This is a genomic window from Streptomyces scabichelini (genome assembly GCF_011045015.1).
In the GTDB taxonomy this organism is placed as follows: domain Bacteria; phylum Actinomycetota; class Actinomycetes; order Streptomycetales; family Streptomycetaceae; genus Streptomyces; species Streptomyces scabichelini.
Genome location: NZ_JAAKZY010000002.1, coordinates 64,625 through 83,394, shown reverse-complemented (window position 1 = coordinate 83,394; position 18,770 = coordinate 64,625). Strand labels below are relative to the sequence as shown.

The following is an 18,770-nucleotide window of genomic DNA, read 5'->3' as shown; positions in this document are numbered from 1 at the left end:
CTACCCCTACCGGGTAGGGCAGGTGCCTCAGCGCATGCGGGCGAGCGGTCCGTCGAGCAGGTCGAGGACCGGGCCTCCCGCGATGCCGAGGACCACGGACGCGCCCGCGGCGGCGCAGGCGAGCCAGGCCGCGGGCCGCACCACAGCGTGCGTACGCGCTTCGTCCGAGCCGGAGACCGCGGGGTAGATCCACCGCAGGTAGTAAAAGAGCGACGCCACGGTGTTGACGGCCGCCACGACCGCGAGCCAGGCGTAGCCGCCGTCGACGGCCGCGGTGAAGACCTCCAGCTTGCCGAGGAACACCGCGGTGGGCGGGGTGCCGAGCAGGCCGAGGAGGCAGACGGCGAGACTGAGGGCCAGGGCGGGATGGTTGCGCAGGAGCCCGCGGTAGCCGTCGACGGTGCTTACGTGCGGGAGGGCGCACACCACGGCGAAGGCGCCCAGGTTGGTGAGGGCGTACGCCGCCAGGTAGTAGAGCAGCGCTCCCTGGGCCTCTTCGGCGCGGCCGACCACCGCGACCGGCATGAGGAGGTAGCCGACCTGACTGATCGTGGAGTACGCGAGGAGCCTCTTGACGTCGGTCTGGAAGAACGCGGCCAGGTTCCCGAGCGTCATCGACGCGGCGGCGAGTACGGCGATCAGGGCCGGCCACGGAACGTCCGTGTCGGCGAGGGGCACGGCGACGAGACGGTACAGCGCGGCCAGGGCGCCGATCTTCGGCAGCGTGGCGAGGAACGCGGCGACCGGCGGCGAACTGCCCTGCACCGCGTCCGGCACCCAGAAGTGCCCCGGGACTCCCCCGGCCTTGAACAGGACTCCGGCGAACAGCCCGACCACACCCGCGGCCACGAGCCCGGCGGGCGCGGTGGGAAGTGACTCGCCCAGCGCCGGATAGGGGGTCGCGCGGCCTGCGGCGAACAGCACGGTGATGCCCGCGAGCATGACGACGCCGAGCAGCGCGCCGACGACGTAGTACTTCAGGGCCGCCTCGGTGCCGGGTCCGTCCTTGCGGAATCCGGCCAGCGCGTACGCGGGGACGCTCGCCAGCAGATACGCGGCGGCGAGCAGCAGCAGGTCCTGGGCGCCGGCCAGCATCAGCGCGCCGAGCGCGGCCAGTTGGAGGAGGACGTAGAACTCGGTCTCGCGTGGGTGCGCGCGGAACGGAGCCAGGGAGAGGGCGAGGACGAGGAGGGTGCCGCCGAGAATCACGACGCGCGCCGCGGACGTCACCGGGTCCACGGCGAACGCCCCGTCGAAGGCGGTCAGGGTGTCTCCGGCAGCGGCGACGGCGGCCGCCGCGATGCCCGCCGCGCAGGCCGCCATCGCCAACGCGCCGACCAGCCACTGCCGGTGGCGGGGCAGCCAGGCGCCGAGCAGCAGTCCAAGGACGGCGGAGGCGCCGAGGAGGACTTCGGGGAGCAGGTCGAGGGGGTTCTCGTTCATCGCGCGAGCCACTCCAGCACACCGCGCGAGGCGGGTTCGATGACGTCCAGGAGGAAGCGCGGCGTGAGGCCGAGGACGACGGCGAGGATCAGCAGGGGCACGATCGCCGCGCCCTCATGCGCGCGGATGTCGGCGAACGGGCGTGCCGCGCCCGGCGCTTCGGGCAGCCGCAGCGGGCCGAGGAACATCCGTTGCAGGGCGCGCAGCAGCAGGGCGGCGGTGAGGAGGATGCCGAGCACGCTGAGGCCGGTGGCGACCGGCCGCGGCCCGAGGCTGCCGGCGAGGATCTGGAACTCGGCGATGAACCCGGAGAACCCCGGCAGCCCCAGCGATCCGAAGACCGCGACCCCGGTGAGCGCGGCGAACACCGGAGCCGTGGCCGCGACGCCGGAGTAGGCGCCCATGTCGTACGTGCGGCCGCGCTGGTAGAGGACACCGGCCAGCAGGAACAGCGCGCCGGTCAGCAGTCCGTGGCTGACCATCTGGTACGTCGCACCGGTCACCGCCAGTCGGCGGGCGTCACCCGTGTCGTCCCCGACCGCCGCCGCGGCGCCGATCGCGAGAATGATGTACCCCATGTGGTTGACCGAGGTGTAGGCGACCATGCGCTTGAACTCGGTCTGGGCGAGGGCGACCAGCGCCCCGTACAGCACGGAGACCACGCCGACGACGACGAAGACGAGGGCGTAAGTGCGCCACGCCTCCGGGAGGATCGGCATGGCGATGCGCAGGAAGCCGTACGTGCCCATCTTCAGCAGCACGCCGGCCAGGATGGCCGAGCCCTCGGCGGGAGCCTCGGTGTGCGCGGGCGGCAGCCAGGTGTGGAAGGGCACGGTCGGCGTCTTCACGGCGAGTCCGACCCCGATCGCGAGGAGGACGAACCCGCCGTACACGGACCGTCCGGCGACGGGGTTCTGCTCGGTGAGCGCCACCATGTCGAAGGTGTGCGGGTCGGCGGCCAGATACAGGCCGATGAAGCCGAGCAGCAGGGCGAGCGAGCCGATGAAGGTGTAGAGGAAGAACTTCAGCGCGGCGCGGGCGGCCCCGGTGTGGCCCCAGCCCGCGATGATGAAGTACATCGCCACGATCGACAGGTCGAAGAAGACGAAGAACAAGATCAGGTCGAGCGCGGCGAACAGGCCCAGGCAGGTGGTCTCGAGGAAGAGGAAGAGCGCCGCGAACTCACGGACCCGGCGCGTCTCACGCAGGGCGTACACCGAACAGGCCAGGAACAGCACGCCGGTGAGGGCGATCAGCGGCAGCGAAAGACCGTCGACGCCGATGTGGTAGCCGATGCCGGCGCTGGGGATCCAGCGCGCGTTGGTCTCGTACTGGATTCCGCCGTCGTCGCGGTAGCCCGCCCAGACGACGAGGGTCAGGACGAGCACGGCGGCGGAGACCGCCACCCACACGGCGAGAAAGACCGTGCGGGGTGTGCTGCGTGGCAGGCACAGCAGCAGGACGGCCGCCACGGTGGGCAGCAGGACGATGGCCGTGAGCACGGCGGTCACCTCACGAGGACGAGGACGACGGCAAGGACGGTGAAGGCCGCGACGGCCTGGGCGAGGTACTGGTGCAACTGGCCGGTCTGCGGGCGCCGCGCGAGCCGGCCCAGTTCCCGGCTCGCGGCGGCCAGGCCCTCGACGGCGCCGTCGACAGCGGCCTCGGCACGGCGGTTGACGGCGTCCGCCAGGCGCACCGTGCCGCGCGCCAGGTTCTCGACCCCGCGGTCGAGGACGCGGTCGTCGAAGGCCGCGAGCACGGCGGCGAGGCGCTGCACGGGACGTACGAGCAGGGCATGGGCGGCGGCTTCGAGCCCGAGCCATCCGGCGGTCCACCGCACGACGGACTCCGGAGCCGGGGCGCGCCGGGCGCCCCACGCCCAGACGGCCCCGGCGGCGAGCAGGGCCAGGCCGCCGCTGAGGACGAACTCCCAGGCCCGCGGGGCGGGTTCACCGGTGACGCCGAGGGTGCGCGCGACGGCTTCGCGCACGGGAGGCAGGACGAGAACCGCGAGGGCCGCGGTCGCCAGTGCCAGTACGGCGAAGGGTACGGCGACCACGGCAGGGAGCCTCGCACCGTTCCGCCCGGCGGCGGCTGCCACGCTATCCGGAGAGGCCGGAGAGGGCTGCCAGACGTACCAGACGGCCTTGACGCCGTAGACCGCCGAGATCACGGCGGCCGCAAGCCCCACCGCGTACAGCGCCGGGCTGTGTTCCAGGGCCGCGGCGAGCACGACGTCCTTCGCCGCCCAGAGCGACAGCGGTGGCACCCCGGCGAGGCCGAGGGCCGCCACCGTGAAGGCGATCCCCGCTGTCCGGTGGCGGCGGGCGGCACCGCGCAGTTCCGGCAGTGCCTTGCTGCCGAGCCGGGTCAGCCAGTAGCCCGCGACGAGGAAGGCGAGGCTCTTCGCCGCGGCATGGGCGATGAGCTGAAGCGTGCCGCCGACACTCGACTCGACACCCGCCGCGAGCACCATGAAGCCGATCTGGGCGCAGCTCGACGCGGCGAGGAGCTGTTTGAGGTCGGTCTGCGCGACCGCGACGAGTCCGAGGGCGAGCGCGGTGACGGCGCCGGTCCACGCCACCGCTTCCTCGCCCCAGTCGGAGGCGGCGAGCAGCGGCTCAAGGCGGATCAGCAGATACGCCCCGGCGACGACCATGGTGGCGGAGTGCAGCAGCGCCGAGACCGGGCTGGGGCCCTGCATCGCCTTCGACAGCCAGAAACTGAAGGGCAGTTGGGCGGACTTGCCGAGCGCGGCGACCAGTACACCCGCGGTCAGCACGTGGAGCCAGGGGCTCGGGACGTGCTCCAGTCCGTCGAGCGCCATGCCGTCGAATGACGTGCCGTCGGGCATGCCGTCGAGCGTCAGGCCCTGTCCGCCTGCGAGCGCGGCGCCCGCGGCCAGGTAGAGGCCGAGGTCGGCGGTGCGGGTGGTGAGGAAGGCGGTTCCGGCCGCGGTCACCCGTACCGGGTCACGCCACCAGTAGCCGATCAGCGCCCAGGAGGTGGCGCCCATGACCTCCCAGCCCATCAGCAGCGCGGGCAGGGTGGTGGCGGTGACGGTCACGAGCATCGCCCCGCTGAAGAGCAGCATGAAACCGAAGAAACGGGCTCGTGCCTCCCCCGGACCGATGTCGGAGACGCTGAACAGCAGAATGACCGCGGTCACCGCGGTGACGGTCACCGCCATCAGTCCCGACAGACCGTCCACGGCCAGGCCGAAGGGCAGTCCCTCCAGGAGCGGTGCGGACACGGCCGGCTGCCGGAAGGCCGCGACGACGGCGAGGACGACGGCAACGGTGGAGGCAGCCACCGCGAGGGCCGGAGCGGGGCGGTCGGCTCTTCGGCCGAGGACGGCCAGGACCGTACCGGCGGTCAGGGGCACGGCGACCAGCGCCCACAGCAGGGCGCTCACTCCTTCAACTCCGCTGCCTCGTCGGTCATGTCGACCTCACGCGCCCGGAACAGGGCGGTGACCACGGCGAATCCGATGGCCATCTCCACCGCCATCACGGTGACGGCGAGGACGATCAGCACCTGTCCGTCCGTGGCGGCGGGCGCGACGTAGTGCCAGACGGCCGCGGCGGCGAGGATGATCCCGCCGAGCATCAGCTCGAGGCCCATCATCAGCATCACGATGGACTGCTGGGTGAGCGCGCCGAAGAGACCGACGCTGAACAGCGCGGCGGCCACCAGCAGGAACAGTTCGAGGTTCACCGCCCGACGCCTCCTCGTACCGGATCGTCGGCCGTACGAGCCTTGAGGTCGTCGCCGAACCTGTCGTAGCGGCCCCGGCGGGTGGCCAGTACGACGGTGGCGACGATGGTGGTGAACAGGGCGAAGCCCAGCGTCATCATGGTGAGCATGTGCGGACCCATCAGGGACATGCCGAGCGCCATCGTCGGGTCGTCGTCCGGCCTGCCGCTCCGCCGCGGCCACGGCGCGGTCAGGATTCCCGTGGCGAGCAGCAGGAAGACGACCGTGCAGAGGACGGCCGCGCCATTCTTGTTGTGCAGCATGGACATCGGCATCAGCCCGGCCGGATTCATCATGTACATCACCATGAAGACGGCCATGATGGCCATCTCGATGGTCATCATCAGCACGATGACCACGCCCAGGTAGTCGAGGCCCAGCAGGATGACCAGGCCGCCGACGCACAGCAGCGAGAGCAGCAGGGCGTACGTCGCGCGGGCCATGGAGTCGAAGCGGAACACCATGACTCCACTGGCCACGGCGAGCACGCCGAGCGTCCAGAAGACAACGTCGTCCAGCATTCCCCGCTCCCTGTCGGTATATCGGTTGAGTACGACGACTTATCGGTTGAGTACGACGACGGCGACGAACAGTGCCTGAAGCAGTGTGAGCGGGACGAGCACCATCCACGCGAACTCCATGTAGCGCTCCATGCGCAGCGTCGGCAGCAGGCGTCGGCCGGCGATCAGCAGCGCGAGTACGGCGACGGTCTTCACCAGGGTCCACGCCCAGGCCGGCAGCAACGGGCCGTGCCCGCCGCCGAGGAAGAGCGGCACGCTGAACGCCGCCGTGACCACCAGCAGCAGCCAGCGACCGCCCAGCAGCACCAGCCGGTCCACTCCGCTGTACTCGGCCACGGCACCACCCGCGGTGTCCCGCCCCAGCGGATGGTCGAACGGCCCCCAGAACGCCATGGCCATCGCGCTGAGCAGGTACACCACGAACGCGGCCGGCATCCAGATCGCGTACCACAGCCCCTGTTGGGCCTGTACGACCTCGCTGACCCGCAGCGACTCGGCGCCGAGTGCGGCCGTGGTGATCGCGAACATGTGCGGCAGCTCGTAGGCGAGTCCCTGTGCGAGGAAGCGGTATCCGCCGATCAGGGACAGCGCGGAGTTCGACCCCCATCCCGCGAGCCAGACCGCCGCCCACGCCAGGGCCTCCATCGCGTTGAACCACACGACGCCGACGACCGGATCGGTCACGGAGCTGAAGCCCCAGGGCACGACGGCCGCCGCCAGGACGGCGGCGACGGGCACGAGCGCGATCCCGGTGCGGCCGAGCAGCGTGTCGTCCGCCGTCGTACGACGCCGCTGCCCGCCCAGCAGTCGCAGGACCTCGCGTACGGGCGTGGTGGCGGCCCGGAGCGCACCGGTGCGCCCGCGCTCGGCACCGGCGGACAGTACGGCGTCGAAACCTGCGGCGGCGAGGGCGAAGACGACGAGCGCGAAGGGCATCAGCAGGACCGCCCACAGCGGTGCGGTCTCAGGCACGGTCTCAGTCATGGACGTCTCCCGGCAGGTCGTCGAGATCGTCGAGATCGGGGTCGAGGCTCGCGACGATCAGCCGGGCGCAGGCGAACTCGGCGCCCTCCAGCAACTCGGGCAGGGTGTCGAGCAGCGCCCGCGAGGGCGACCGGGCGCCGTCACACCGCCCACGCGGCCCGTCGGCCTCGTCGGCCGAGAGGGCGCCGGGCGCGTCCAGCTCGGAAAGGGAGCGCTCGATGGCCTCCAGCCACACGCGGACACGGGCGTGTACGTCCCCGTCCCCGCCCCCGTCCGCGACGAGTGCCGGGCCGGTGACCCCCAACTCCCTTGCCCGCTCGGCGCGCAGCACCCCGATTCCGGTGGTGAGGCCCCGCAGTGTCCGCGAACCGCCGACCCGCCGGACCAGACGGCGTACGTCTCCGCGCAGCTCACCGGCGGCAGCACCGGCCAGCACCGCATCGCGCAACCGGCGCGCGCGTGCGGCGGGGTCCGGCCAGCCGGCGACGGCGAGGAACCTGCCGAGGCTGTCCAGGTGAGCCGCACAACGCCGCCGCTCGGCGTCGCCCCTGGCCACGGGTTCGCCCCGCAAGGCGCGTTGCCAGGGCTCGTTCCAGAACGCACGCCGTGGTGAGCGGCCGCCAACGGCCACGGACCGCGTCTCGGCGTGCTGGATCACGTCCCCCTGGAGCGCGACATCGAGGACCAGCCCGGCCGGCCAGTCCGGAAGCACGGGCCCCAACGGCACATGCAGCCGGTCGAGCCTCAACTCGTCCCGGTCATCGGCACGTTCGGCCATGGGCAGCCCGGCAATGAGGCCACCGTGGTGATGACCACCGTGCCCGCCATGTCCTTCGTGGCCGCCGTGACCGGCATGGGCGCCCTGACCGGCATGGGCTTCGTCCTCACCATGGCCTTGGTGCCCGCCGTGGGCTTGGTGGCCGCCATGGCCTTCGTGGTCATCATGCGCCCCATGGCCGCTGTGACCTTCGTGGGCGCCGTGACCGACATGGGCTTCGTGCTCGCCATGCTCTTCGTGGCCATCATGCCCGCCATGGGCTTCGTGGCCGCCATGCCCTTCGTGGCCATCATGCCCGCCGTGGCCTTGGTGGCCGCCATGGTCTTCGGGCTCGCCATGCGCTTCATGGCTGTCATTCCCGCCATGGCCTTCATGGCCTTCTTGCGCCTCATGACCGCCGTAGCTTTCGTGCGGGCCGTGACCGGCATGGGCTTCGTCCTCACCATGCGCTTCATGACCGCCATGACCTTCAGGCTCGCCATGCTCTTCGTGGCCGTCGTGCCCGCCGTGGGCTTGGTGGCCGCTATGGCCTTCGTGGCCATCATGCGCCCCATGGCCGCCGTGCTCTTCATGGCCATCGTGCCCGCCATGGGCTTCGTGGCCGCCGTGCCCGCCATGCCCTTCATCGCCGCCGCGCCCCTCATGGCCGCCGTGCCCTTCGTGCTCACCATGCGCCTCATGGCCGCCGTGCCCGCCATTCCCTTCGTGGCCATCGTGCCCGCCATGGGCTTCATGGCCGCCATGGGCTTCGTGACCGCCGTGCGCTTCATGGCCGCTGTGCCCGCCATGGCCTGCGTGGCCGCCGTGACCGTCACGGTCGGAATCCGTTCCGTGGCTCGGCTCTGGTGAGGGTGCTTCTCCCTCCAGGCCCGAGAGCAGCAGCTGCCGTACCGCGTCCAGGGAGGGCCCGGTCTCGTCGGCGGCGACGACAGTGACGTACGCCTTCGGGTGGGGCACGACGCTCCACAGGTCGCGCAGCAAATCGGTGTGAGCGTCGGTCGGCTCTCCGGCGATCACCACGGCGGCCGCGGCAGCGGGGCTTGCGGTCAACGGCCAGCTTCGTCGGCGTAGTTCGGCCTCGATCGCCAGCCGCTCCTCGGTCGCGCCGGGCAGCGTGACGAGCAGGACGGGAGGGCGATCGGCCGCGGACCGGCGCAGCGCGCTCCTCAGGCCCATCGCAGAGCGCCCTCACGCCAGGCGTACGTCACGGCGGCGAAGAGGATGCCCAGGAAGAGGAACATCTCGATGACGGCGGGTGCGCCCATCTCGTTCACCACTCGGACCCACGGGTACATGAAGAGCATCTCCATGTCGAACGCCAGGAAGAGCATCGTGACGGGGTACCACCGGACATGGAAGCGGGAGACGGCGTGCTCACGCGGTGGCAGTCCCCCGGCGAAGGGACCCGTTTCCAGCGGCTCACGTCGCGCGGCCAGCAACGCACCGAGCCCGTACAGTGCGGCCACCCCCGCGGCCGTCACTCCCAGCAGCACCAGTATCGGCTCCCAGACGCTCATCTCCGCCATGATGCCCGCTAACTCCCTTCGCACCCAGAAGGCACGCAAGCCGAGTCGAGGCCCACGAGGTCACGGCTCACCTGGGCCCTCAACACATCTCAGTGTTAAGCCTCTTGGCGCATCGAGGCCGAGCCGATCCTAGTACACAGGGCCGTCAGGGTGTTTGGAGGCCCGCTCCCGTGGGAGAGCGTCAGGCGACCATCATCAGGAGCATCGCCGACATGGTTCCGCCCATGCCGATGTGAGCGGCCAGCGCCGCCTCGGGCGCGGCGCCGGAACGGCGACGGCGGCCGTGACCGCCGTGCTTCGCGGTCCGGGCCCTGTCCCAGACCGCGATCGTCAGCGAGGCCAGGAACACGACGACCGTGTCCGGCATGGCGAGCAGCCAGCGGCCCCAGCTGCGGCGTCGGCCGCCTTCACGGCCCTCGGTGAGGCGATGGCCCCGGTCGGCGCCCCGAATCCGCGCCCAGACGGACGCGGCGATCGACAGCAGGAAGTAGACGGCGAGCGCCATGACCACGAGACGCCAGGCGGAATCCGAGGACGTGGACGTTCCGCCACTCGCGGCAGCGGTCATGTCGGACATGTTCATCCCGTGTCCCTGCCCATGCCCACCCCCATGCATGGACTCCATGCCACCCATCGACTCCATGTGTGAATGTGACGCCGCCTCCGCGCCTTCCATCTCCATGTGCTGCATGCCCGGCATGTGCGCCATGTGGGAGCCGCCCAGAGCGAGCACCGGCCCGGAGGACGTGCTCGTCATCGCGAGCGTCATGATCACCATGCCCGCGCTGCCGACGATGAGATGGACCCAGTGCCGGCCGTGCCTCCAGCCGGCCTCACGCGTGTGCTTCACGGCCACCGCGACGCCGCCGAGCCCCAGCAGCGCGAACGCCGCCGCCCACCACATGCCGTACTCCGCGTACCAACTCACCGTTGCGGGCAGGGCCATGACGGCCATGCACACGCTCATCAGCAGATCGCCGCCGGCCGCGAACCTGGCCCCGCCCGTCGTGGTCGCCATCCGGACCGAGCTGACAGCGGCCACCAGAACGGCGATCACCGCAATGGACCAGGTCACAGCAAGGCTTCCCATGCGTCATCCTTCCGCGCCGACCGACTGCGGCAACTGCTGACGCCCTTAGTACGTGACGAGCCGAGGGGGCGTTCAAGTCCCTTACAGGAATGGGTGATTCGGCAGATGAGCGACCATGCGCACCGTCGACAGGGTCCCGGATGAGCTAGATCACTTAGCAGTCTGGACGGACGAGAACCTGGACTGGAAACCTGGACGAGGACGGGATGCGGCGCGTCAGAGCAGGCAGCAGGTCAACAGCAGCGGCAGGAAGGGCGTCGTGACGGATGCGACGGCGAGCCCGAGCCGGGTCGCCGCGTGCGGCTTGGCCTCCGGCGTCAGGATGCGGTGCAGCCGGATGAGAGTGCCCGGCCCTCCGGCACCCAGCGCGGGCTGCGGCGCGCGCCCGGCGGCGACCTCGCACAGGGCCGTGGCCAGGGCGTCGCGCGAATGGAAGCGGAGCGCCTTGTCGTCCGCGATCATTTCGAGCAGCAACGCGGTCTGCTCGGCGGCGTGGCGAGCGAGCGGCAGCCCGGGAAACGCGCGGGCGAACGCCCTGGTCGCCACATGGAGCAGATGGTGACGGCCCCGGATATGGGCCTTCTCGTGTTCCACAACGGCACGCACCTGTGCGTCGGTCAGCGCCTCCAGTGCGCCCCGCGTCACGACGATGCGGCAACGGCGGCCCGGCAGGCAGTACACGGCGGGAACCGCGTACTCGACGACGGTGGCGCCGTACTCCGGAGCCTGGACGCCGATCATGGTCAGCATGTCGGCATGCCGGCGCCGCTGCCTGCGGGCACTCCACGCCGTGCACACCAGCCAGCCCATCGGGAGCAGCACGACGGCCACGGATGCCGGCAGTACGGCCGTGTCGGCCGGCGTCAGGCCTCCGGACGTCGCCTCTCCGGGCGACATGTGCGGGGCGAGGCCGCAGGCGCTGAGCAGTCCGATGAGGCCGTCGTGCACATGGTGATCGGCGAGCGCGAGGTGGTACAGGGCCAGGGCCGTGGCCATGACGAACGTCAGCGACAGGCCCTGCCAGGTCAGGACGGCGATCGCGGGGAGACGGTGCGGCCATCGCGCCCGCACCAGGAAGTACGGGATCACCGCACCCACGACCACGGCGTACCCGGCGGGCGCCGCGGCCGTGATCACGCGCCGCTCCGCCGCCCGGCGGCACGCAGCGCGGCACGCAGCGCCTGTACTTCGTCGGCCGAGATCTGCTCCACGAAGCTGATCAGCACTCCGGCCGGGTCCGGGTTGCCTTCGAGGGCGTGCTGCATGCGCGCGGCCGTGTACTGCTGGCGCGTGCACGTGGGCGTGTACTGCCAGGCCCGGCCGTCCTTCTCGCGTGTGAGCATGCCCTTGTTGAACAGGATGTCGGCCACTGTCTTCACCGTGCTGTAGGCAATCGGGCGCTTCTTGTTGAGGTCGTCGCGTACCTCGCGCGCGGTGGCAGGGCGCCCCCAGGACCAGAGGCGGTCCATGATCTCCGCCTCGAGCTCACCCAACTGTCGCACGCCCGCTCCTTTCTACGCAGGCCGGCTCTCGGCGCCTCCGGCTGCAGTGACGGTTCATCGTAGTCGTCGGCCCCGTGAAGCGGACTCTTGACAAAACCCATACCCCCTGGGGGTACTATGGGCGCGTCAAGGAGAGTCGAGGAGAGAGGAGCAGTGTCATGGTGCAGGACGTTTACGAGGTCAAGGGCATGACGTGCGACCACTGCGTCAAGGCCGTGTCGTCCGAGGTCGGCGCGCTCGACGGCGTCACGGGCGTGGAGGTCGATCTGGAGACCGGCCGGGTGGCGGTGTCCAGCGACCAGCGCCTGGACTACGACGCGGTCGCCGCCGCCGTGGACGAGGCAGGCTACGACCTGCTGGGTCGCAACTGACGGCGAACGGCTCCAGCCGAGGTGCCGACTCGGCAACCGGGAGCCGGCTCGGCACCGGGTCGGGTCCGCGGGGCCGCCGTCGGCGACCGCTTGAGATCCGCCCCGGCCGGGCCCGCCTCACCACGCGTACGTGCCCCCGTTCTCATTGAGGAAGACCCCTGTCGGGGCGTCCGGGGGCAAGGTGACCTGGCGGGCTATGTGGGCACCGCCCTCTTCGGCGGTCAGGTGGCCGGTGTGATGGTTCAGGTCGGTGGCGCAGAAGCCGGGTGACAGGGCGTTCACCTTGATGCCGGTGTCGCGCAGGGTGTTGGCGTAGATGAGGGTGATCGCGTTCAGGGCGGCCTTGGAGGAGTTGTAGGCCAGCAGGTTCGCGTACTGCCACAGCGATGAGTCCGGTTCGCCGAGGAAGGCGAAGGTGCCGAGGCCCGAGGAGACGTTGCCGACGTATCCGGCGGGCGACTTGCGCAGCAGCGGCATCATGGCGTTGGTGACCGCGACGACGCCGAGCACATTGGTCTCGTAGGCCTCGCGCAGGGCCGCGAGGGGCAGTTCGGTCGGCGGGCGGCCGCGGTCGCGGCTGATGGCCGCGTTGTTGACGAGGATGTCGAGGCGGCCGTACTCGGCCTCGATCAGCGCCGCCGTGGCCTCGATCGTCGCGGGATCGGTCACGTCGAGCCGGACGAACCGCGCGTCGAGCCCTTCCTCGGCCAGGCCTGCCGCAGCCGCGGTGCCACGCTCGGGGGCGCGGGCGCCGAGCAGCACCGTGTGCCCGGCCCGGCCGAGCGCACGGGCGGTCGCGAGGCCGATGCCTTTGTTGGCGCCGGTGATCAGGACGATCTTGCGTTCCGTTGGGGTGGTCATGGCTTCACCGTGGGCCACGCGAGCCGGCGCCGGGAGAGCAGTGCCGAGGCTGGTATCGGCAGTCCCATGGTGGCGAGGGCGCGGGCGGGCCAGACTCGGGGCATGGACCATGGAGACCGGGCGGAGCTGGCAGCCTTTCTGCGGCGGCGGCGTGCCCGGGTGCGGCCCGCCGACGTCGGCCTCGAAGCCGGGCCGCGGCGGCGGACACCCGGTCTGCGCCGCCAGGAGGTCGCGCAGCTGGCCGGGATGTCGGTGGACTACTACATCCGGCTCGAACAGGGCCGTGGCCCGCGGCCGTCGCGGCAGATGCTCGGTGCGATCGCCCGCGCGCTGCGGCTCTCCGACGGCGAGCGCTCCTATCTGCACTACCTCGCGGGCGAGGTGCCCGGCCCGCCGCCAGGCCCGGCCCACGACGTGCGCCCCGGGGTGCTGCATCTCCTGGACCGGCTCGACGACACCCCCGCGCTCGTCTGCGACGCCAAGTACGACGTGCTGGCATGGAACCCGATGGGCGCCGCCCTCGTCGGGGACTTCTCTGCGCTGCCACCCGGTGAACGCAACGTCATCTGGCGGTTCTTCACGCGTCCCGAGGCGCGCGGCCGGTACGACGCCGAGGACGCCCGGCAGTTCGCCCACGCCTCCGTGGCCGATCTGCGCGCGGCGGCGGCCCGCTACCCCGACGACCCGGGCGTCCGCCGCCTGCGGGACCGGCTCCTGAGCGCAAGCGCCGAATTCCGCGCCCTGTGGGACGAACAGGACGTCGAGGTCCGCCGCTCGACCCGCAAACGCCTGCGTCACCCGGTGGTCGGCCCGCTGGACCTGAACTGCGAGGCCCTGCACGACCCGGACCGGGACCAGTGGATCATCCTCTATACGGCCCCGCCGGGCTCACCGTCCCACGAAGCCCTGCGCCTGCTGAAAGTGGTGGGCACGCAGGATCTCGCGGGACGGGGATGAGGACCCGGCGGCGGGGCCGTACGCCGGCGGCACGCCCCGTGGAGCCGCGCCTCAGGCGAGGTATCTCCTCAGGCGGGGTATCTGAGCAGTTCGCTGACCGCCCGCCCGAACACAAGGCGTCCGCCCCACGCCGTCGGCGCGTCGAACAGCCGGGGCAGCCCCCGCAGCCGTGCCTCCTCGCGCCAAGTGGTCTGGGATCCGCCGCCCCGGGTGCGCACCTCGATCTCGGCCCAGCCCAGCACCACCGAACCGCGCTTCTCCAGTCGGCAGAAGCCGGGGGTGTCGTCCGTGGGCGGCTCCCAACGGACGATCTCCATCGGGTCGTTGAAGGCGAGGGGACCGATGCCGGTACGGGCCAGGACGACGGTGCCCGGACGGACCGGCTCCGCCGGGGTGACGGTGATCCTGGTCAACGGTACGTACGCACCGTGGCGCCGCCAGTCGGTGACCCGCTGCCAGGCCTCTGGGGCGGGCAGCAGCGTCCTGCGCTGGATCTGGAAGAGGGCCACTCCGAGATCGTAAACGTCCAGGCCCGTGACGGGCCGCGTCCGCCCATCAGCCCTTCACCGCACCGGAGGTGAGCCCCTGCACGATGTGCCGGCTCGCGAAGGCGAACAGCAGCATCGTGGGCAGGATGGTGAGCACGGCCGCCGCGGACATCGAGCCCCAGTCGATGTTGAAGCTGGAGATGAACCCGTTCAGGGCCGTGGGGACGGTCTTGTTGCTGTCGCTGTTCATGAGCGTCACCGAAAGGAACAGCTCGTTCCAGCAGTTGACGAAGTTGAAGATGAACGCGGCGATGATGCCCGGCCTCATCACCGGCAGCAGCACCCGGAACAGCGCCCCGAACCGGGACAGGCCGTCGATCATGGCGGCCTCCTCCAATGCGTCCGGGATGTTCTCGAAGAAACCGCGGAGCATCACCGTGCAGAACGGGATGCACACGGCGATGTAGACGAGGACGAGCCCGAGCCGGTTGTCGACCAGCCTGAGGTCGGTCATCAGGAGATACAGCGGCCCCAGCGCGATGAAGGACGGAATCATCTGCGTGACCAGGGCGGCCATCAGCAGCGCGGACTTGGTGCGGAACTCGAAGCGCGCCAGCACGTACGCCGACAGCATCGAGATCGCCGTCGCCACCGCGCCCGCGACGGTCGCCACGATGAGGCTGTTGGTGAGGTACGTCCCGAAGTCGGCCTTGCCGAACAGCCCGCTGTAGTTCTCCAGCGAGAAGTGCTCGGGCCAGTAGGCGATCGGGAAGGCGAAGATGTCGCCGGGCGCCTTCAGCGACGTAACCGTGATCCAGTACAGCGGGAAGACGGTGAAGACCAGCCACAGTCCCAGGAAGGTGAACCTGGCGGTCCGGCCGGCCGCGGTCTCCTTGCCGATCACAGGCGCACCCCTTTCTTCTCGCGCGTGGCCAGGAGGAAGAACACCGCGAACACCAGCAGCCCGGCGACCACGAGGAGGCCGAGCGCGGAGGCCCTGCCGTAGTCGCCCTGCTGAGTGATCTTGATCATCCAGGTGGTCACGATGTGCGTCTCGTCGTTCGGCCCGCCGCCGGTCATGCCGAAGATCAGGTCGGGGAAGTTGAAGATCCAGATGATCCGCAGCAGCACGGTGAGCGCCAGCGTGGTGCGGATGTACGGGATGGTGATCTGGAACAGCGTGCGCGCCTTGCCCGCGCCGTCCAGCGCCGCCGCCTCGTACAGCTCGTCGGGGATCGACTGCAGCGCGGCCAGAATCATGATCGCGAAGAACGTGACGCCGTACCAGATGTTGGCGATGAGCACGGCGATCATCGCCGTGTTCGGATCGGCCAGCCAGGCGATCGGCTCGTCGATGAACCCCGCCTTCTGCAGCAGGTCGTTGACGACGCCGAACTCGCTGTTGAACATCCAGCGGAACAGGATGCCGATGAGGAACCCGGAGATCGCCCAGGGGAAGAAGATCAGCGCCTGGTAGACACCGCGGAAGCGGAACCGGCGGCGCAGCCACAGGGCGAGCGCGAAGCCGATCACCAGCTGGGGCACGATCGAACCGAACACCCAGAGGGCGGTGTTGGCGAGGACGGTGCCCCAGGCGGGGTCGGCGAAGACGTCGCTGAAGTTCTTCAGGCCCACCCACGAGGTGTCGGTCAGGTCCGTCAGCTTCCAGTTGCGGAAAGCCATCTGGCTGCCCGCGACCATGGGGTAGTACGTGAAGACCGCCACGAAGACCGCGGCCGGCGCCATGAAGGCGGCGATGAGCAGACCGCGGCGGGTGGTGAACTCCCGCCTGCGACGGCTGCGCCGGTCGCCGCCGCCGGGCGGGGCGCCCTCCTTGCGGACGGCGGTTCCCCTCCCGGGCGTCGTCGTCGTGGACGCGGAGTGCATCTGTTCTACTTCCACTTCTCGGTCCAGTACGCGTCCCAGCCGGCCAGCAGCTCCTTGGGCGTCGTCTTGCCGAGGATCAGCTTCTGCACATCGGTGTCGGCCTTCTGCTCCCACTCGGTCCACCAGGCGACGCCCCGGGGCTGGGTGACGACGAGGTACTTCTCCGGGTGCTCCGTCATGGTGACGTAGCTGGACCAGGGGCCGGTCTTGTAGAAGGAGTCCTCGGTCGCCGACTTGAGGATCGGCACCAGGCTGTTCTTCTTGGTGAAGGCGGTCGAAGCCTCGCCCTGGGAAAGGAACTCGACCAGCTTGACCGCCTCGGCCTTGTGGTCGCTGCCGGCCGCGACGCCCCACCCTGCGGTGGCCAGCGGCTGTACGGTCTTGCCGCCGGGTCCGGCCACCAGCGGGGCGGTGTCCCACTGGTCCTTCGAGACCGACTTGGACTCCGAGACCGTGGCGATCACTTCGGGGTCCTGGAGCAGGAAGGCCGTGGAGCCGTTGGAGAAGCCCTCGACCATCTCCGGATAGCCCCAGGAGACGGACGACTTGGGGGACGCCTGCTTGAACAGCTTGAGGTACGTCTCCATGGCGTCGAGGGCCTCGGGCGCGGAGAAGATCGTGCCGCCGTCCTTGAGCCGGAAGCCGTTGGCCGGGTCGACCTTGTCGGCGAGGTACGCCTCGATGACGGCGGTGGCGTTGCTGTTGGCGTTGGCGCCGCCGCGGAAGGCGTACCCGTACCGGCGCTTCGCCGGGTCATGAATGGCGGAGGCCTGCTCCAGCAGCTCGTCCCAGGTGGCCGGCGGCTTGCTGAAGCCGGCGTCCTTGATGAGGTCGGTGCGGTAGAAGAGGCTCAGGCCGTAGAAGCCGTACGGGACGAAGTACGTCCTGCCCTTGGCGTCCTCGGAGGCCTTGACGGCGTTCTCCGTCATGGCCTGCCAGCCCTTCCAGCCGTCGAGGTCCTTCTTCATGTCGTAGAGCCAGCCGTTGTTCGACCACGGGCCGACGGTGATGTCCCGCACCTCGAGGGCGTCGACGCCCTTGCCGGACTGGAGCATCTGCTGGATCTTCTGGTCGGCCTGCTCGGTGGGCGGGGAGATCAGGTTGACCTTGATCTTGGGGTTCTCCTGCTCGAAGTCCGCTATCAGGTCCTTGAGCAGATCGGTGCGGGCCGGGTTCGTCAGGCTCTCGACCATGTTGAGGGTGACTGTTCCGCTCGCGCTGGGGCTCATGGTGGAACAGCCGGTCAGGACCATCGCGGCGGCTGTGCCGAGGGCGAGGGCTGCCGTCCTTTTTCTCATCGTGCTGACCTCTTCGTTGGCTTCGTCGACTTCGTCGGCTTCGTTGGGTTCCTTGGGTTTCCTTGGGTGGCGGCCTCGCGGGCCCACTCGCCGAGGACGGGGACGCAGGTCTCGGCGAAGTACTCGTAGTCGGCGGCGGTGTTGTAGACGTGGGCGGACAGCCGCAGATAGCCGGTGCCGCCGAAGCTGGTGAAGGCCGTCTCCACACCAAGCTCCTGCGCGGCCCGGTCGCGCAGCGCGTCGGCCTCGACGCGGCTGGCGGCCAGGCCCTCGGGCAGCCGCACCAGCCGCATACCGGGGACCGGCATGCCGACGTCGACGGTGCCGCCGACACCGGTCAGCTCGGCGAACGCGGCGCCGACGATCTGCTCGGCGTAACCGGCCAGATCGTCCATGTACCGGCGGGCGGTCTCCCAGCCCCACGTGCTCTCGATGAAGTCGAGCGCCGTGGGCGCGGCCAGATAGGCGGTGGCGTCCACCGTGCCCTGCTGGTCGAAGCGGTCGGGGTACGGATCGGCGGCGCCCCACGAGTCGATCAGGGGGTACAACTGCTCGCGCAGGGGGCCGCGGGCGACCAGGGCCGCGGTGCCGCGCGGCGCGCAGCCCCACTTGTGCAGGTTGCCGACCCAGAAGTCACAGGTCACACCGGCCAGCGGGGCGGCGATCAGGCCGGGGGCGTGCGCGCCGTCCACGAGCAGCGGGATGCCACGCCGCCGCGCCTCCGCGCCGATCCGCTCCACCGGCATGCGGCGTGCGGTCGCCGAGGTGATGTGGTCGAGGACGACGAGGTCGGTGGCCTCGCCGAGTTCGGCGACCACGGCCTCGTACGCCTGCTCCTCATCCGCGTCCAGCGGCACCCGGGCGGTGTGGACCCGGCCGCCCCAGCGGCGTGCCAGCCGTTCGGCGCCCATGGTCACGGCGCCGTAGCCGTGGTCGGTGACGACGATCTCCCCGCCGTGGCGCGGGGTGAGGGCGGCGTAGACGGCGCTGGCGCCGGCGCTCGCGTTCGGCACGAGGGCGAGGTCCTCTGGGGCGGCCCGCAGGAAGGCCGCGAGTTCGACCCGGGTGGCGGCGAGCCGCTGCGGCAGCGCCGGGAACCAGACCACCGGAGAGCGTTCCATCTCGGCGCGCAGCCGGTTCTGCCGCTCCTGTGCCACCAGGGGAACCGCCCCGAACGAACCGTGGTTCAGGTGCCGCAGAGCGGGGTCAAGGGACCATGCCTCCGCGGCGGGCGCGCCGTCGGCCAGCAGCAGGGGGCGCGGCGCGGTGGTGACCTCGGTCTCGCTCACATGACTCCTCATCTGC

General features: G+C 70.6%; 20 protein-coding genes. 3 read left to right on the top strand and 17 right to left on the bottom strand.

Features of this window, described 5'->3' with window-relative positions; all coding sequences use genetic code 11:
* Nucleotides 1-27: 27 nt before the first annotated feature.
* The 7 genes from G5C60_RS01125 to G5C60_RS01095 are packed head-to-tail and all read right to left on the bottom strand — an operon-like array spanning nt 28 to nt 7,485.
* The gene (locus tag G5C60_RS01125; protein WP_165254237.1) at nt 28-1,443 is read right to left on the bottom strand and encodes an NADH-quinone oxidoreductase subunit N; all 1,416 of its coding nucleotides are present in this window, start codon (nt 1,441-1,443) and stop codon (nt 28-30) included.
* Complete coding sequence (locus G5C60_RS01120) at nt 1,440-2,945, bottom strand: complex I subunit 4 family protein (RefSeq protein WP_338145638.1); 1,506 nt, start codon at nt 2,943-2,945, stop codon at nt 1,440-1,442. Before G5C60_RS01120 ends, G5C60_RS01125 begins: the two co-directional genes overlap by 4 nt.
* A 5-nt stretch (nt 2,946-2,950) precedes the next feature.
* On the bottom strand, nt 2,951-4,861 hold the full coding sequence (locus G5C60_RS01115) for a proton-conducting transporter transmembrane domain-containing protein (RefSeq protein WP_165254235.1): 1,911 nt from the start codon (nt 4,859-4,861) through the stop codon (nt 2,951-2,953).
* Nucleotides 4,858-5,163 carry an NADH-quinone oxidoreductase subunit NuoK gene (gene nuoK / locus G5C60_RS01110; protein ID WP_165254234.1) on the bottom strand — a complete coding sequence of 102 codons (306 nt, stop codon included), beginning with the start codon at nt 5,161-5,163 and terminating at the stop codon, nt 4,858-4,860. Before nuoK ends, G5C60_RS01115 begins: the two co-directional genes overlap by 4 nt.
* The gene (locus tag G5C60_RS01105; RefSeq protein WP_165254233.1) at nt 5,160-5,723 is read right to left on the bottom strand and encodes an NADH-quinone oxidoreductase subunit J; all 564 of its coding nucleotides are present in this window, start codon (nt 5,721-5,723) and stop codon (nt 5,160-5,162) included. The genes nuoK and G5C60_RS01105 overlap by 4 nt, the downstream gene beginning before the upstream one ends.
* Before the next feature lie 39 nt (nt 5,724-5,762).
* Nucleotides 5,763-6,695, bottom strand: coding sequence for an NADH-quinone oxidoreductase subunit H (locus G5C60_RS01100; protein WP_165254282.1), 933 nt, complete (start codon nt 6,693-6,695; stop codon nt 5,763-5,765).
* Nucleotides 6,696-6,699: 4 nt separating this feature from the next.
* Nucleotides 6,700-7,485, bottom strand: a complete 786-nt coding sequence (locus G5C60_RS01095; protein ID WP_206438956.1) for a hypothetical protein — start codon at nt 7,483-7,485, stop codon at nt 6,700-6,702.
* Nucleotides 7,486-7,509: 24 nt separating this feature from the next.
* Between G5C60_RS01095 and G5C60_RS01090 the strand changes: the two genes are divergently transcribed.
* Entirely contained in the window at nt 7,510-8,334 is an 825-nt protein-coding gene (locus G5C60_RS01090; protein ID WP_165254176.1) for a hypothetical protein, read from the top strand.
* Between the two features lie 317 nt (nt 8,335-8,651).
* Here the strand turns inward: G5C60_RS01090 and G5C60_RS01085 are convergent, their stop codons facing one another.
* From G5C60_RS01085 to G5C60_RS01070, 4 genes are all read right to left on the bottom strand, one after another.
* On the bottom strand, nt 8,652-9,002 hold the full coding sequence (locus G5C60_RS01085; protein ID WP_165254281.1) for an NADH-quinone oxidoreductase subunit A: 351 nt from the start codon (nt 9,000-9,002) through the stop codon (nt 8,652-8,654).
* 190 nt (nt 9,003-9,192) lie between these two features.
* Nucleotides 9,193-10,101 (bottom strand): DUF5134 domain-containing protein, encoded by a 909-nt coding sequence (locus G5C60_RS01080; RefSeq protein WP_241266388.1) that lies wholly within the window; start codon nt 10,099-10,101, stop codon nt 9,193-9,195.
* A gap of 216 nt (nt 10,102-10,317) precedes the next feature.
* Nucleotides 10,318-11,238 carry a M48 family metalloprotease gene (locus G5C60_RS01075; protein ID WP_165254232.1) on the bottom strand — a complete coding sequence of 307 codons (921 nt, stop codon included), beginning with the start codon at nt 11,236-11,238 and terminating at the stop codon, nt 10,318-10,320.
* Complete coding sequence (locus tag G5C60_RS01070; protein WP_165254231.1) at nt 11,235-11,603, bottom strand: BlaI/MecI/CopY family transcriptional regulator; 369 nt, start codon at nt 11,601-11,603, stop codon at nt 11,235-11,237. The genes G5C60_RS01075 and G5C60_RS01070 overlap by 4 nt, the downstream gene beginning before the upstream one ends.
* A gap of 158 nt (nt 11,604-11,761) precedes the next feature.
* Between G5C60_RS01070 and G5C60_RS01065 the strand changes: the two genes are divergently transcribed.
* Nucleotides 11,762-11,974 (top strand): copper ion binding protein, encoded by a 213-nt coding sequence (locus G5C60_RS01065; protein ID WP_165254230.1) that lies wholly within the window; start codon nt 11,762-11,764, stop codon nt 11,972-11,974.
* 117 nt (nt 11,975-12,091) lie between these two features.
* Here the strand turns inward: G5C60_RS01065 and G5C60_RS01060 are convergent, their stop codons facing one another.
* Entirely contained in the window at nt 12,092-12,835 is a 744-nt protein-coding gene (locus G5C60_RS01060; RefSeq protein WP_165254229.1) for an SDR family NAD(P)-dependent oxidoreductase, read from the bottom strand.
* Nucleotides 12,836-12,937: 102 nt separating this feature from the next.
* On the opposite strand from G5C60_RS01060, the gene G5C60_RS01055 reads away from it, so the two are divergent.
* Nucleotides 12,938-13,792 carry a helix-turn-helix transcriptional regulator gene (locus G5C60_RS01055; protein ID WP_165254228.1) on the top strand — a complete coding sequence of 285 codons (855 nt, stop codon included), beginning with the start codon at nt 12,938-12,940 and terminating at the stop codon, nt 13,790-13,792.
* A 68-nt stretch (nt 13,793-13,860) separates the two neighbouring features.
* Here the strand turns inward: G5C60_RS01055 and G5C60_RS01050 are convergent, their stop codons facing one another.
* The 5 genes from G5C60_RS01050 to G5C60_RS01030 are packed head-to-tail and all read right to left on the bottom strand — an operon-like array spanning nt 13,861 to nt 18,754.
* A complete protein-coding gene (locus G5C60_RS01050; RefSeq protein ID WP_165254227.1) occupies nt 13,861-14,301 on the bottom strand; it encodes an SRPBCC family protein in 441 nt (146 codons plus the stop codon).
* Nucleotides 14,302-14,347: 46 nt separating this feature from the next.
* Nucleotides 14,348-15,184: an ABC transporter permease subunit gene (locus G5C60_RS01045; RefSeq protein ID WP_165254226.1), complete on the bottom strand. Its 837-nt coding sequence runs from the start codon at nt 15,182-15,184 to the stop codon at nt 14,348-14,350.
* Nucleotides 15,181-16,167 (bottom strand): carbohydrate ABC transporter permease, encoded by a 987-nt coding sequence (locus G5C60_RS01040; protein WP_165254225.1) that lies wholly within the window; start codon nt 16,165-16,167, stop codon nt 15,181-15,183. Before G5C60_RS01040 ends, G5C60_RS01045 begins: the two co-directional genes overlap by 4 nt.
* A gap of 5 nt (nt 16,168-16,172) precedes the next feature.
* Nucleotides 16,173-17,465, bottom strand: a complete 1,293-nt coding sequence (locus G5C60_RS01035) for an ABC transporter substrate-binding protein (RefSeq protein WP_165254224.1) — start codon at nt 17,463-17,465, stop codon at nt 16,173-16,175.
* Nucleotides 17,462-18,754 (bottom strand): aminotransferase class V-fold PLP-dependent enzyme, encoded by a 1,293-nt coding sequence (locus G5C60_RS01030; RefSeq protein ID WP_165254223.1) that lies wholly within the window; start codon nt 18,752-18,754, stop codon nt 17,462-17,464. Before G5C60_RS01030 ends, G5C60_RS01035 begins: the two co-directional genes overlap by 4 nt.
* Nucleotides 18,755-18,770: the final 16 nt, after the last annotated feature.